Source organism: Streptomyces cucumeris (assembly GCF_024295805.1).
GTDB lineage: Bacteria > Actinomycetota > Actinomycetes > Streptomycetales > Streptomycetaceae > Streptomyces > Streptomyces cucumeris.
This window is the reverse complement of record NZ_JANCLX010000002.1, coordinates 433,666-447,141: the sequence shown is the minus strand read 5'-3', so window position 1 is coordinate 447,141 and position 13,476 is coordinate 433,666. Positions and strand designations below refer to the sequence as shown.

General features: G+C 69.5%; 14 protein-coding genes. All 14 read right to left on the bottom strand.

The genetic code is table 11. The annotated features are described in order from the left end of the window. The 14 genes from atpA to NMK44_RS04870 all read right to left on the bottom strand — a co-directional run bounded on the left by atpA (position 1) and on the right by NMK44_RS04870 (position 13,102). Positions 1-1,572: a F0F1 ATP synthase subunit alpha gene (gene atpA, locus NMK44_RS04935; RefSeq protein WP_254738554.1), complete on the bottom strand. Its 1,572-nt coding sequence runs from the start codon at positions 1,570-1,572 to the stop codon at positions 1-3. 89 nt (positions 1,573-1,661) lie between these two features. Next, entirely contained in the window at positions 1,662-2,477 is an 816-nt protein-coding gene (locus tag NMK44_RS04930; protein WP_254738552.1) for a F0F1 ATP synthase subunit delta, read from the bottom strand. Further along, positions 2,474-3,034: a F0F1 ATP synthase subunit B gene (locus tag NMK44_RS04925; RefSeq protein WP_254738550.1), complete on the bottom strand. Its 561-nt coding sequence runs from the start codon at positions 3,032-3,034 to the stop codon at positions 2,474-2,476. The genes NMK44_RS04930 and NMK44_RS04925 overlap by 4 nt, the downstream gene beginning before the upstream one ends. Before the next feature lie 37 nt (positions 3,035-3,071). Then, positions 3,072-3,314 carry an ATP synthase F0 subunit C gene (gene atpE, locus NMK44_RS04920; RefSeq protein ID WP_020868408.1) on the bottom strand — a complete coding sequence of 81 codons (243 nt, stop codon included), beginning with the start codon at positions 3,312-3,314 and terminating at the stop codon, positions 3,072-3,074. A 74-nt stretch (positions 3,315-3,388) separates the two neighbouring features. Continuing rightward, positions 3,389-4,198, bottom strand: coding sequence for a F0F1 ATP synthase subunit A (gene atpB, locus NMK44_RS04915; RefSeq protein WP_254738548.1), 810 nt, complete (start codon positions 4,196-4,198; stop codon positions 3,389-3,391). A gap of 264 nt (positions 4,199-4,462) precedes the next feature. Continuing rightward, the gene (locus tag NMK44_RS04910) at positions 4,463-4,918 is read right to left on the bottom strand and encodes a Cg1360 family ATP-synthase-associated protein (RefSeq protein ID WP_254738546.1); all 456 of its coding nucleotides are present in this window, start codon (positions 4,916-4,918) and stop codon (positions 4,463-4,465) included. Between the two features lie 323 nt (positions 4,919-5,241). Then, on the bottom strand, positions 5,242-6,612 hold the full coding sequence (locus NMK44_RS04905; RefSeq protein WP_254738753.1) for an MraY family glycosyltransferase: 1,371 nt from the start codon (positions 6,610-6,612) through the stop codon (positions 5,242-5,244). Between the two features lie 63 nt (positions 6,613-6,675). Continuing rightward, a complete protein-coding gene (gene glyA, locus NMK44_RS04900; RefSeq protein WP_254738544.1) occupies positions 6,676-8,022 on the bottom strand; it encodes a serine hydroxymethyltransferase in 1,347 nt (448 codons plus the stop codon). Between the two features lie 120 nt (positions 8,023-8,142). After that, positions 8,143-8,805 (bottom strand): arsenate reductase/protein-tyrosine-phosphatase family protein, encoded by a 663-nt coding sequence (locus NMK44_RS04895; RefSeq protein ID WP_254738542.1) that lies wholly within the window; start codon positions 8,803-8,805, stop codon positions 8,143-8,145. Continuing rightward, positions 8,802-9,449 carry an L-threonylcarbamoyladenylate synthase gene (locus NMK44_RS04890; protein WP_254738540.1) on the bottom strand — a complete coding sequence of 216 codons (648 nt, stop codon included), beginning with the start codon at positions 9,447-9,449 and terminating at the stop codon, positions 8,802-8,804. The genes NMK44_RS04895 and NMK44_RS04890 overlap by 4 nt, the downstream gene beginning before the upstream one ends. Positions 9,450-9,496: 47 nt before the next feature. Beyond that, complete coding sequence (gene prmC, locus NMK44_RS04885; RefSeq protein ID WP_254738538.1) at positions 9,497-10,342, bottom strand: peptide chain release factor N(5)-glutamine methyltransferase; 846 nt, start codon at positions 10,340-10,342, stop codon at positions 9,497-9,499. 52 nt (positions 10,343-10,394) lie between these two features. Then, positions 10,395-11,465, bottom strand: a complete 1,071-nt coding sequence (gene prfA / locus NMK44_RS04880) for a peptide chain release factor 1 (protein WP_254738536.1) — start codon at positions 11,463-11,465, stop codon at positions 10,395-10,397. A 125-nt stretch (positions 11,466-11,590) separates the two neighbouring features. Continuing rightward, positions 11,591-11,815, bottom strand: a complete 225-nt coding sequence (rpmE, locus tag NMK44_RS04875) for a 50S ribosomal protein L31 (RefSeq protein WP_254738534.1) — start codon at positions 11,813-11,815, stop codon at positions 11,591-11,593. A gap of 168 nt (positions 11,816-11,983) precedes the next feature. Further along, positions 11,984-13,102: an LCP family protein gene (locus tag NMK44_RS04870; protein WP_254738532.1), complete on the bottom strand. Its 1,119-nt coding sequence runs from the start codon at positions 13,100-13,102 to the stop codon at positions 11,984-11,986. Between the last annotated feature and the right edge of the window lie 374 nt (positions 13,103-13,476).

The following is a 13,476-nucleotide window of genomic DNA, read 5'->3' as shown; positions in this document are numbered from 1 at the left end:
TCAGCCCTCGCCCAGCAGCTTGCCGTCCGAGGTCTCGAACTGCCGCTTGAAGGTGTCCACCGTCTCGCCGAGCGACGCGATGGTGTCGTCGGACATCTTGCCGCCCTCGACGATGCTCGTCAGCAGACCCTTGTGCTCACGGTGCAGGTAGTCCAGCAGCTCGCGCTCGAAGCGGCGGATGTCCTCGACCGGGACATCGTCCATCTTGCCGTTGGTGCCGGCCCAGACGGAGACGACCTGGTCCTCGGTGGAGAACGGGGCGTACTGCGTCTGCTTCAGCAGCTCGACCATGCGCGCACCGCGCTCCAGCGACGCCTTCGAGGCCGCGTCCAGGTCGGAACCGAAGGCGGCGAACGCCTCCAGCTCGCGGTACTGGGCGAGGTCCACACGGAGGCGGCCGGAGACCTGGCGCATCGCCTTGTGCTGGGCGGAGCCACCGACTCGGGAGACCGAGATACCGACGTTCAGCGCGGGGCGCTGCCCGGCGTTGAACAGGTCCGACTCCAGGAAGCACTGGCCGTCGGTGATGGAGATGACGTTGGTCGGAATGAACGCCGACACGTCGTTGGCCTTGGTCTCGACGATCGGCAGACCGGTCATCGAACCGGAGCCCATCTCGTCGGAGAGCTTGGCGCAACGCTCCAGCAGCCGCGAGTGCAGGTAGAAGACGTCACCCGGGTAGGCCTCACGGCCCGGCGGGCGGCGCAGCAGCAGCGAGACGGCGCGGTAGGCGTCGGCCTGCTTGGACAGGTCGTCGAAGACGATCAGGACGTGCTTGCCCTGGTACATCCAGTGCTGACCGATGGCCGAGCCGGTGTAGGGGGCCAGGTACTTGAAGCCCGCCGGGTCGGACGCCGGGGCGGCGACGATGGTGGTGTACTCCAGCGCACCGGCCTCCTCCAGCGCGGCGCGCACGCCGGCGATGGTGGAGCCCTTCTGGCCGATGGCGACGTAGATGCAGCGGACCTGCTTCTTCGGGTCGCCGGAGCGCCAGTTGTCGCGCTGGTTGATGATCGTGTCGACGGCCAGCGCGGTCTTGCCGGTCTGACGGTCACCGATGATCAGCTGACGCTGGCCGCGGCCGATCGGGGTCATGGCGTCGACGGCCTTGTAGCCGGTCTCCATCGGCTCGTGCACCGACTTGCGGTCCATGACCGTGGGGGCCTGCAGCTCAAGGGCGCGGCGGCCATCGGTCTCGATCTCGCCGAGGCCGTCGATCGGGGCACCCAGCGGGTCGACGACGCGGCCGAGGTAGCCCTCGCCGACGGCGACCGAGAGAACCTCGCCGGTGCGCTGCACCTGCTGGCCCTCCTCGATCCCGCTGAACTCACCGAGGACGACCGCACCGATCTCGCGCTCCTCGAGGTTGAGGGCGAGACCGAGGGTGCCGTCCTCGAACTTCAGCAGTTCGTTCGCCATGGCCGAGGGAAGTCCCTCGACCTTCGCGATGCCGTCGCCGGCAACGCTGACCGTACCGACCTCCTCGCGCGAGGCCGCGTCCGGCTTGTACGCCTGGACAAAGTTCTCCAGCGCGTCCCGGATCTCCTCCGGCCGGATCGTGAGCTCCGCCATCTGGGTTCCCTGCTCTCCTTGTTGGGCCCGAAGTATCTGACTACGGCCCAACTCGGGCCGCTTACATGCTTGTTGAGTTGGTGGCTGTGTCAGCCGGCCATCCGCCGGGCCGCCTCGTCGAGACGGTCCGCGATGGTCCCGTTGATGACCTCGTCGCCGATGCGCACCGCGATCCCGCCGAGGACCTCCGGGTCCACGTCGAGGTTGAGGTGGACCTGGCGGCCGTACAGCTGGGCCAGAGCCGCGCCGAGGCGCTGCTTCTGCTGATCGCTGAGCGGTACCGCCGAGGTCACGACCGCTACCGTCCGGTCGCGGCGTGCCGCGGCCAGCTTGGTGAGCTCGTCGAGACCCGCTTCCAGGCTACGTCCGCGCGGCTGGGTGACCAGACGCACCACGAGGCGCTCGGTCACCCCCTCGGCCCGGCCGCCGAGCAGCCGGCGCACCAGGTCGGCCTTGGCCGTGGTGCTCGCGTTCCGGTCGGACAGCGCGCTGCGCAGCTCCGGCGAGGAGGAGACGATCCGGCTGAACCGGAACAGCTCGTCCTCGACGTTGTCGAGAGTGCCGGCCCGCTGGGCCGCCACGAGGTCGGCGGCGGCCGCCAGCTCCTCGACCGCGTCCGCGAGGTCGCGCGGACGCGACCAGCGGGTGCGGACCATGCCGGAGACCAGGTCGACGGTCTCGCCGCCGACCTGCTCGCCCAGCAGGCGTCCGGCCAGCTCGGCCTTGGCCTCGCCGGGCTGCGCCGGGTCGGTGAGGACCCGACGCAGGGAGACCTCGCGGTCGAGCAGCGCGGTGACGGCGGCCAGCTCATCGGCGAGCTTCGTCGCGTCGACGGACGTGTTGTCCGTCAGCGCGTTGAAGCGCTCACGCGCGGCTGCCAGTGCCTCCCTGCTCGCTCCGTTCATCGGCCGGCCTCGGCCTTCGAACCGTCCGCGGCCTTCGCCTCGAGGTCGTCGAGGAACCGGTCGATGGTGCGGCTCTGCCGGGCCACGTCCTCGACCGACTCGCCGACGATCTTGCCGGCCAGGTCGGTGGCGAGCTTGCCCACGTCCTGGCGCAGTGCCTGAGCGGCCTGCTTGCGGTCGGCCTCGATCTGGGCGTGGCCGGCAGCGATGATCTCCTCACGCTGCCGCTGGCCCTCCGCGCGCATCTCGGCGATGAGCGCGGCACCCTGCTCCTGCGCCTCCTGGCGCAGGCGAGCGGCCTCGTGACGGGCGTCCGCGAGCTGGGCGCGGTAGTCCTCGAGGACCTGCTGGGCCTCGGCCTGGGTGGCCTCGGCCTTCTCCATCCCGCCCTCGATGGCCGCGCGACGCTCCTCCAGAACACGGTTGATGTTCGGGAGGAGCTTCTTCGCGAGGAATACGAAGACGATGGCAAAGGCGATCAGGCCGATGACCAGCTCCGGGATCGGCGGGATGAGGGGGTTCTCCTCCTCAGCCGCCACCTGTACCAGGGCGTTCATCTCAATGCCTTTCGTCTGTGGTGGTCAACGCGGTGCGTCAGGACTTGAAGAGGAAGCCCATGACGATACCGATCAGCGCGAGCGCCTCACAGAAGGCGAAGCCCATGATCTGGTTGGCGCGGATCAGGCCGGCCGCCTCGGGCTGACGGGCCAGGGCCTGGGTGCCGTTACCGAAGATGATGCCGACGCCGACGCCGGGGCCGATGGCGGCGAGACCGTAACCGATCGAACCGAGGTTGCCGGTGACGCCGTCGGCGGCGAGGGTCTGGAGAGCGGACATGCCGGTTCTTCCTTCTGTTTCATGGACCGGTGGGGGTTGGCCACCGGACGTCTGATGGACGAGGAGTGGGCTGCTCAGTGGCCTTTGGCGAGCGCGCCCTGAACGTAGTTGCAGGCCAAGAGCACGAAGACGTACGCCTGGACAGCCTGGATGAAGAGCTCGAACGCGGTCAGCAGGATCGTCATGACGAACGAGGCGCCCGCGTAGGCGATCCCGATGCCGTTCAGCAGGTACCAGGTGCCGATGGTGAACATCAGGAGCAGCAGGTGACCCGCGAACATGTTGGCGAAGAGCCGGACGGCGTGGGTGAAGGGCCGGATGATCACGTTCGAGAAGAACTCGATGACGACGATCAGCGGAAGGATCCCGCCGAGCTCCTTGTCATAGCCGGTGATGTTCTTCCAGCCGCCGACGAAGCCGTGGTTCTTGAACGTCAGGTACATCCACATGATGTAGACGATCAAGGCGAGACCGGCCGGGTAGGCGATGATCGACGTCACCGGGAACTGCGCGACCGGGATGATCGACCACAGGTTCATGATCCACACGAAGAAGAACAGCGAGACCATGAAGGGGACGTACTTCTCGCCCTCCTTCTTCCCGAGCGCTTCGTAGACCAGCCCGCGGCGCACGAAGTCGTACCCCGCCTCGCCGACCATCTGGAGCTTGCCCGGGACCACCTTGGCGCGGCCGAAGGCCGCCCAGAAGAACCAGATGACAATGCCGGTGCCCAGCAGGGCCAGCAGCATCGTCTTGTTGAACTCGAACCCGCCCACCGTGAAGAGCGGCTCGAACTTGAACGAATGGAGTCCGGGTGCCGGGAAGCCGCACCCAGAGAAGATGTGGCAGTTCGTCTCGAAGGCGAGCGTCTGGTCAGCACTCACCGCGAGCTCCTTCAGCGTGGCGCATGGGTACGGCAACCTCGTTGTGTCGGCGCGGCACACGGCCACGGAACGGCACTGGACTGGTCTTACGGATGTGGGGGCGGCTGATCGGCGGGGAGCCGAATGCTGTGTCGGGCATCAGCTGCATGGGCCGCCGATTCCATCCCGCGGAATACGGGGGTTCGGCTACCTGCGCCCGCTGTGCCTCAGATGGCACCGGACGATAGCAGGTGAGCGGACGTGCCTTTATACCGGCCCTACCGATCACGATGCGGACCCCGCGGGAGCGGACTTCTTCGCCCCCCCGGGCTTACGTTCGTCCTCGGCTTCGGGCTGCACGTAAAGGATCTTGGCCTTCATGTGGGCGCGGGTCTGTGCGGCGATCCACACCAGCACCGCGACGAGCAGTGCGACACCGAACGCCTTGGTGGAGAACAGGGTGGTGTCCCTGAACACCGCGAGCGCCACCGCGACCAGCAGGAACTGGGCCATGTAGAGCACCAGTCCCATCATCTGGAAGAGCTGCGGGAGGTGCTTGGCGGTGCGCTCCAGCACGATCAGACCGGTGGCCATCACCGCGGCGCCCAGGAGCGCCCCGAAGGTGGCTCCGAGTGCGCCCTTCCCACCGGCGACCACAGCGCTGACAGCGACGGCGACCACCCCGGCAACGGCCGTGGGCGCGGCGCAACTCAGAAGCGTTCGGGCGTCGTTGGACTGCATGAAGGGTTCTCCGGCAAGAGTCGGAAGCAGCGTTTCGTCGTGGACGAGCGTATCCCCGGGTATGAGGGAAACCTCGCGACGAAGAACCGTCGCACTACGGTCCCTCGGCTCTGGCACCGGGTTTAGTGAACGGTATCACAAACTATTTGATGAGGTCTTTACCTGCCAAGTGTGCTGCCCGTCACACACAGGAGTTATGGACTCTACATCGTGCTGACGCCGCGGCGTTCCCTTTTGTGGAGATCAGCACCCCTGCGCGGAGATCACGAGAGAGATCACGAGGGGGACCGCCACGGAGATCTCGAGGGAGATCACCAGGGAGTTCACTGCGGAGTGCCGATCCTCCTGCGGTGGGTGAACCGGGAGCGGTCGCCGATCGCGGTCGCGCCGTTGATCCCGGCCGGCACCGGCTGCGGCGCCGACTCCTCGGCCGCCTGCCCGGCCGCGGCGCCGTCCTCGGCCCCGCCCTCCGCGACGGCACCGGCGTCCGCCGCCGCCTCCGCCGCCTCCCGGTTCCCGCGGCGGTAGCGCGGCGGTACGAACCCCTCGGCCCAGCGCGGCACCCGCGGGGTGAACCGCGGCAACAGCAACAGCACCAGACCCACACCGCTCAGCGCCACGATCGCCATCACGAACCAGGTGCCGACGCTGTTCACGGAGTACGCCACGGCGCCGAAGGCGATCAGCGCGGACCAGAAGTACATGATCAACACGGCCCGGCTGTGCGAGTGTCCGATCTCCAGCAGCCGGTGGTGCAGATGGCCGCGGTCGGCGGCGAACGGCGACTGGCCCCGCCAGGTGCGCCGCACGATGGCCAGCACCAGATCGGCGAAGGGCACCGCGATGACGGTCAGCGGCAGCAGCAGCGGGATGTAGACGGGCACGGTGGCGTGCACCGCGGCCGTCTCGGACCCGGCGAACAGCTTCATCGCGTCCGGGTCCACCTGACCGGTGATGGAGATGGCACCCGCGGCCAGCACCAGACCGATCAGCATCGAGCCCGAGTCGCCCATGAAGATCCGCGCGGGGTGGATGTTGTGCGGCAGGAAGCCCAGGCACATGCCCATCAGCACGGCCGCGAACAGCGTCGCGGGAGCGGCCGACTCCAGACCGTAGCCGTACCAGATCCGGTAGGCGTACATGAAGAACGCGGCGGCGGCGATGCACACCATGCCGGAGGCCAACCCGTCCAGCCCGTCGACGAAGTTGACCGCGTTGATGGTGATGACGACCAGCGCCACCGTCAGCAGGGTGCCCTGCCAGGGCGTGAGCGAGACCGGTCCCACACCGGGCACCGGCAGCCACAGGATGGTCAGACCCTGGAGCACCATCACACCCGCGGCGATCATCTGGCCGCCGAGCTTGATCAGCGCGTCCACGCCCCACTTGTCGTCCAGCACACCGAGCAGCCAGATCAGCCCGGCGCCGGACAGCAGCGCCCGCGGCTCGTTGGACAGCTCGAAGACGTCCTTGAGGTTGGTGAGGTGCGCGGCGACCAGCAGCCCCGCGCACAGCCCGCCGAACATGGCGATGCCACCCAGCCGTGGGGTGGGCTCGCGGTGCACATCACGGGCGCGGATCTCGGGCATCGCACCGGCCGCGATGGCGAATTTCCGCACCGGCCCGGTCAGCAGGTACGTGACCGCGGCCGTGATGCACAGAGTCAGCAGGTATTCACGCACAGGCTGCCCCAGAGGTATCGCTGGCCATCACAGCCACACACCCTATGCGTGTCGGACCGCAACCGGTGAACGTACTTACAGACGGCCTACACCTTCGGATGGTTGCACGAGTCGGCCCTCGTCCGGATAGGGCGGAAATCTGCCGGCCAGTTCCGCCACCTTCTCCCGTACGACGCGCTCGTCCCGGAGCGCGGTTCCGATCAGCGCCGCTATGCGCTCCATCTCGGGCGCTCCCATGCCCTGGGTGGTCACCGCCGCGGTACCCAGCCGCAGCCCCTTGACGCACCCTCCGGGCTCCGTCGCGGAGGCCAGCGCACAGGTGTCCAGCACGATCCCGGAGGCGGCACAGCGGCCGCGCGCGGTACGTCCGTCCAGGCCCAGCGGGGCCGTGTCCGCGGTGATCATGTGGGTGTCGGTACCGCCCGTGGTGACCGCGAGACCCTCCGCGACCAGTGCGTCCGCCAGCACCCGGGCATTGGCGACCACCCGCTGCGCATAGGCGGTGAAGGAGGGCGCCGCGGCCTCGCCGAACGCCACGGCCTTGGCCGCCACGGTGTGCATCTGGGCGCCGCCCTGGGTGAACGGGAACACCGCCCGGTCGACCCGCTCGGCCAGCTCCGCACCGCACAGCAGCATCCCCCCGCGCGGTCCGCGCAGCACCTTGTGTGTCGTTGCGCACACCACGTCGGCGTACGGCACCGGACTGGGCGCCGCCTTGCCCGCGACCAGCCCGATGGGGTGCGCGGCGTCGGCGATCAGATAGGCCCCGACCTCGTCCGCGACATCCCGGAAGGCGGCGTAGTCGGGGTGGCGGGGGTAGGAGATCGACCCGCACACGATGGCCTTCGGCCGGTGGGTCCGCGCGAGCCCCCGCAACTGGTCGTAGTCGATGAGCCCGGTGGCCGGGTCGACGCCGTAGCCGACGAAGTCGAACCAGCGGCCGGAGAAGTTCGCGGGCGACCCGTGGGTGAGATGGCCGCCGTGCGGCAGCGCCATCGCCAGCACGGTGTCGCCGGGGCGCAGCAGCGCGGCGTACGCGGCCAGCACGGCCGAGGAGCCCGAATGGGGCTGCACATTGGCGTGCTCGGCGCCGAACAGGGCCTTGGCGCGGTCCTGGGCCACCCGCTCGGCGATGTCGACCAGTTCACAGCCGCCGTGGTGGCGGGCGCCGGGGTAGCCCTCGGCGTACTTGTTGGCCAGCGGTGAGGCCAGGGCGGCGAGGACGGCGGGTGAGGTGAAGTTCTCCGCGGCGATGAGCTGGAGGCCACTGGAGACCCGGTCCAGTTCGCTCAGGATGATCCCGGCGAGTTCGGGGTCCTGGCGGGCGAGGGCGTCGAAGTCGGGGCCCCAGGGGGTACGGACCGGGGCACCGGCGGGATCGGCGGCAGTGCCGCCCCGGGTCCCTGCGGGGGTGACGGCCATCGCTGCTCACAGCCTCGGGAGGGTCGGTCGGGCGTCACCCCCAAATGTAGGCCGGGCGGGCCGTCCGTGCGCGCCGTGCGGCGGCCGCGGGCGCGGTCCCCGGCCGCCCCCGGCGGCCGGTCAGGCCGCGGTGGGGACCCCCGTCAGGGCCGTGACGACCGGGTCCAGGGCCTGGTGGATCTCATCGCCGATGGAACGGAAGAAGGTGATGGGCGCGCCGTACGGATCGTGCACCTCGTCCGCATCCTCGTTGGGGGCCAGCAGCCAGCCGCGCAGCGCGGCCGCCGCCTGCACCAGCGCACGCGCGCGCTCGACCACCCCGCCGCTCCCCTCCGGATCGGGGAGCGTGGCCGGGTCTATGGCCCGTACCAGCCGGGTGAACTCCTTGAGGGTGAAGGTGCGCAGCCCCGCCGAATGCCCCATCGAGATGACCTGGGCACGGTGGTCACGGGTCGCGGTGAGCACCAGATCGGCCCGGATGACGTGTTCGTCGAGCAGCTCGCGGCCGAGGAAGCCGGCCGGGTCGGCGCCGAAGTCGGTCAGGACGGTCGCGGCGTGCGCCTCCATGGGGGCGCCCTCGTGCCCCCAGGTGCCCGCACTCTCCACGATCAGGCCGCTGGTGCGGGCGCTGCCGAGGCGGTCGGTGAGGGCATGGCGGGTCAGCCGCTCGGTGATCGGCGAGCGGCAGACGTTGCCGGTGCTGACGTGGAGGATGCGGAAGGAGGTCTCGGCGTGCTTCGCCCGGCGTTCCGCTATGCCACGCCCCGTCTCAGGGGCTGTCAATTGGCCACCTCGAGGTCGGGGACGACCTCGCGGAGCTGCTCCGCGGTGAGCGCGCCCGCGCGGAGCAGCACCGGCACCTTGCCGGTGACGTCGACGATGGAGGACGGGACGGCGGCGGGGGTGGGCCCGCCGTCGAGGTAGACCGAGACGGAGTCGCCGAGCATCTCCTGGGCGGCGTCGCAGTCCTGCGGGGACGGATGTCCGGTGAGGTTGGCGCTGGAGACGGCCATCGGGCCGAAGTCGGTGAGCAGCTCGATGGCGACCGGGTGCAGCGGCATCCGGATCGCGACGGTGCCCCGGGTCTCCCCCAGGTCCCAGGTGAGCGACGGCTGGTGCCGGGCGACCAGGGTGAGCGCGCCCGGCCAGAAGGCGTCGACCAGCTCCCACGCCTGCTCGGAGAAGTCGGTGACCAGTCCGTGCAGGGTGTTCGGGGAGCCGACGAGGACGGGCGTGGGCATATTGCGGCCCCGGCCCTTGGCCTCCAGCAGGTCGCCGACGGCCTCGGCGCTGAAGGCGTCCGCACCGATCCCGTACACGGTGTCGGTGGGCAGCACGACCAGTTCGCCGCGGCGGACCGCGGACGCGGCCTCGCGCAGGCCGGTCTTGCGATCCGTGGCGTCCCCGCAGTCGTAGCGCCGTGCCATCTAACGGACCTCCTCGTAACGGGCCAGGGTGGGGTGCGGTGCCGTCGTCACGGCATGGCCTTCCGCGCGGTGGCGAACCGGGGCCGGTTGTTCAGGTCGGGGTGGTCGGCGGCGTCCGCCCAGCCACGCTCCTCCGTGAAGATCCATGGCACCTGGCCGCCCTGGGTGTCTGCGTGCTCGATGACGACGACGCCTCCCGGGCGCAGCAGCCGGTGGGCCGTGCGCTCCAGGCCGCGGATCACATCGAGGCCGTCCTCACCGGAGAACAGCGCGAGCTGGGGGTCGTGGTCGCGGGCTTCCGGCGCGACGTACTCCCACTCGGTCAGCGGGATGTACGGCGGATTGCTGATGACGAGGTCCACCTGCCCGTCGAGCTCGGGCAGGGCCGTCAACGCGTCTCCGTGCTGGAGAACGACGCGGGACCCCTCGACGTTCTTGCGGGCCCACCGCAGGGCGCCCTCGTCCAGCTCCACGGCGTGCACCCGGGACCGCGGCACCTCCTGGGCCAGGGCCAGCGCGATGGCGCCGGAGCCGGTACACAGGTCCACGATGAGCGGTTCGACCACGTCCATGGCCCGGACCGCGTCTATGGCCCAGCCGACCACCGACTCGGTCTCCGGGCGGGGGACGAAGACCCCCGGCCCCACCTGGAGCTCCAGATAGCGGAAGAAGGTCCGGCCGGTGATGTGCTGGAGTGGCTCACGGGCCTCCCGGCGGGCGACCGCCTCCCAGTAGCGGGCGTCGAAGTCGGCGTCGGCGACACCGTGCAGTTCACCCCGCTTGACGCCGTGCACAAAGGCGGCGAGCTCCTCCGCGTCGAAGCGCGGAGAGGGCACGCCCGCGTCGGCCAGCCGCTGGGTGGCCTGCGCCACCTCCGCGAGCAGCACGTTCACTGAATTCCTCCAGCCGATCCGGACAAGGGCACGGGGACGTCCCGGTGGGTGCTTACTGCGCCGCGGCCAGCTTGGCGGCCGCGTCGGCGTCGACACACGCCTGGATCACCGGGTCGAGTTCACCGTCGAGCACCTGGTCCAAGTTGTACGCCTTGAAGCCGACCCGGTGGTCCGAGATCCGGTTTTCCGGGAAGTTGTACGTACGGATGCGCTCGGAGCGGTCGACGGTGCGGACCTGGCTGCGGCGGGCGTCGGACGCCTCCTTCTCCGCCTCCTCCTGGGCCGCGGCCAGCAGCCGCGAACGCAGGATGCGCAGGGCCTGCTCCTTGTTCTGGAGCTGGCTCTTCTCGTTCTGGCAGGAGACGACGATGCCGGTGGGCAGGTGGGTGATGCGCACCGCGGAGTCGGTGGTGTTGACCGACTGGCCGCCGGGGCCGGAGGAGCGGTAGACATCGATCCGCAGATCATTGGGGCCGATCTCGACCTCGACCTCCTCGGCTTCCGGGGTGACCAGCACACCGGCGGCGGAGGTGTGGATACGGCCCTGCGACTCGGTGGCGGGCACCCGCTGCACGCGGTGCACCCCGCCCTCGTACTTCAGCCGGGCCCAGACGCCCTGGCCGGCCTCGGCCGAGCCCTTGGTCTTCACCGCGACCTGGACGTCCTTGTAGCCGCCGAGGTCGGACTCGTTGGATTCGAGGATCTCGGTCTTCCAGCCCACGCGCTCGGCGTAGCGCAGATACATCCGCAGCAGGTCACCCGCGAACAGGGCGGACTCCTCGCCGCCCTCGCCCGCCTTGACCTCCAGGATCACGTCCTTGTCGTCACTGGGGTCACGGGGCACCAGCAGCAGCCGCAGCCGCTCGGTGAGCTCCTCGCGCCGCAGCTCCAGCTCCTTGACCTCGTCGGCGAAGTCCGGATCGTCCTGGGCCAGCTCCTGGGCCGTGCCGATGTCGTCGCCCGCCCGCTTCCACTCGCGGTAGACGGCGAGGATCGGGGTCAGCTCGGCGTAGCGCTTGTTGAGCCGCATCGCCTCGCGCTGGTCGGAGTGGACCGCGGGGTCGGCGAGCCGCGTCTCGAGGTCGGCGTGTTCGCCGATGAGTTCCTCGACCGCCTCGAACATCGGGGGCTCCCTGGGTGGTCTGCGTACGGGCTTTCGGAAGAAGAGCCGGGAAGGCCGGTGACGACAAAACGCCGGTCCGGTCGCCCCAGGACTGGGGCGACCGAAGACCGGCGCCGTACGGGTCGCTACTTCTTGTTGGACCCGGCGTTCTTGCCGAAGCGGGCCTCGAACCGCGCCACACGGCCACCGGTGTCGAGGATCTTCTGCTTGCCCGTGTAGAACGGGTGGCACTCGGAGCAGATGTCGGCGCGGACGGTGCCGCCGGTCATCGTGCTACGGGTGGTGAACGAGGCGCCACAGGTGCAGCTGACCTGGGTCTCGACGTACTCCGGGTGGATGTCGCGCTTCAAGGGATTCTCCTAGGTTCGGGAGGGCGCCGGGTCGACGGGCGGATTGCCTGTCGTGAACCGGGACCGACGGTCCAGTCTGCCAGCACTGGCCGTATCCCCCAAAACCGGGGGTGGGGCCCGGATATTCCCGGGCCCCGGCCGTGCCGCCCGGGGCGGCGCGGACCCGTGCTACTTGACGACCTTGCCCGCGCTGGTGGCCTCACCGGCCGAGCCCTTGGTGGCGGACGCCGGGATCGGCCGGTCCGCCCGCAGGGCCTGCCACATCAGGGCGGACTTGCGCTCCATGGGCAGCACCCGGGCGGGGTCGTCGGGGTCGTACATGACGGGCAGCGTGGTCATCTTCATATCGCCCGAACCGATGCCCTTGACGCTCTGCGCGAAGCCCTTCAGCTTGTTCACCGAACCCAGCTCGGAGTCGGTGGTGAGGGCCTTGGTGGAGGTGTCGGCGAGGTCGTAGAGCTTCTTCGGGTTGCCGAACAGGTCGACCTGCTTGATCTGGTCCAGCAGCGCCTTGACGAACGCCTGCTGGAGCTTGATCCGGCCGAGGTCACTGCCGTCGCCCACCCCGTGGCGGGTGCGGACCAGGCCCAGGGACTGCTCACCGTCGAGGTTGTGCGGGCCGGGCTCGAGGTCCAGATGGCTCTGCTTGTCGTGGATCGGCGCGGTGGTGGTGATGTCCACGCCGCCCAGATCGTTGATCAGCTGCTTGAAACCGGAGAAGTCGACTTCGAGGTAGTGATCCATGCGTATGTGGGTCAGGGACTCGACGGTCTTGACCGCACAGGCCGGGCCGCCGACCTCATAGGCGCTGTTGAACATGGCCAGCCGCGCCGCCGGGGTCTCCTTGCCATCCTTCACACACGAGGGACGCTTGACCATGGTGTCCCGCGGGATGCTGACCACGCTGGCCTTCTGGCGGCCCTGGTGGACATGGACGATCATCGCGGTGTCGGAGCGGGAAGTGCCCTCGTCCTTACCGTACTTGGCGTTCTTCCCGGCCCGGGAGTCGGAGCCGAGGACGAGGATGTCCATCGAGCCGTTGTCCACGTTCTTGGGGCGGTCGGAGCCGAGGGCCGCGTTGATGTCGACGCTGGTGAGATTGCCGTTGAGCCGGTAGTAGAGGTACCCGAGCCCGGCACCTCCGAGGACCAGCACGGCGGCCAGCGTCCATATCGTGTAGTGCACGGCACGGCGGCGGGTGCTGGGCCGTTTACGGCGGCGGCCTCCGGCTCCGCGCGCTCGTGGTTGGCCCGGGTTCACCGGCGTACTGCTGCTGTCGTCAGCCATGTGCTCCTCAGTCCTCGTCTCCCGGTTACCCCCTGCCGTGACGGTCAGGCCTGACGTCGCGGTCCGGATCGGTGTCGCCCAGACAGACGAAAGGCCGAGCGCCAGGGTTGCATATGTTGTTTTCGGGATTTTTGGCTGTGTGACAGCCGGTACCGTTCGCCCCCTTCGTCCTTCTCGCCGCCCTGGCCTGCGCTTTTGTCGTCCAGAACGACGTCGCGGCCGGTCCCTGGGGGACTCGGTCGCTGTGGTTCAGATCTCAACGACAATTTCGGCGACGATCTCCGCCGCCGTTCACCGGCGCTCCAGTACGACGGAGGGGCCCCCTCCCCCCCCGCGCCCCCGGGCCCCCCGCGGCGCCGGGCGGCGGACTGGAC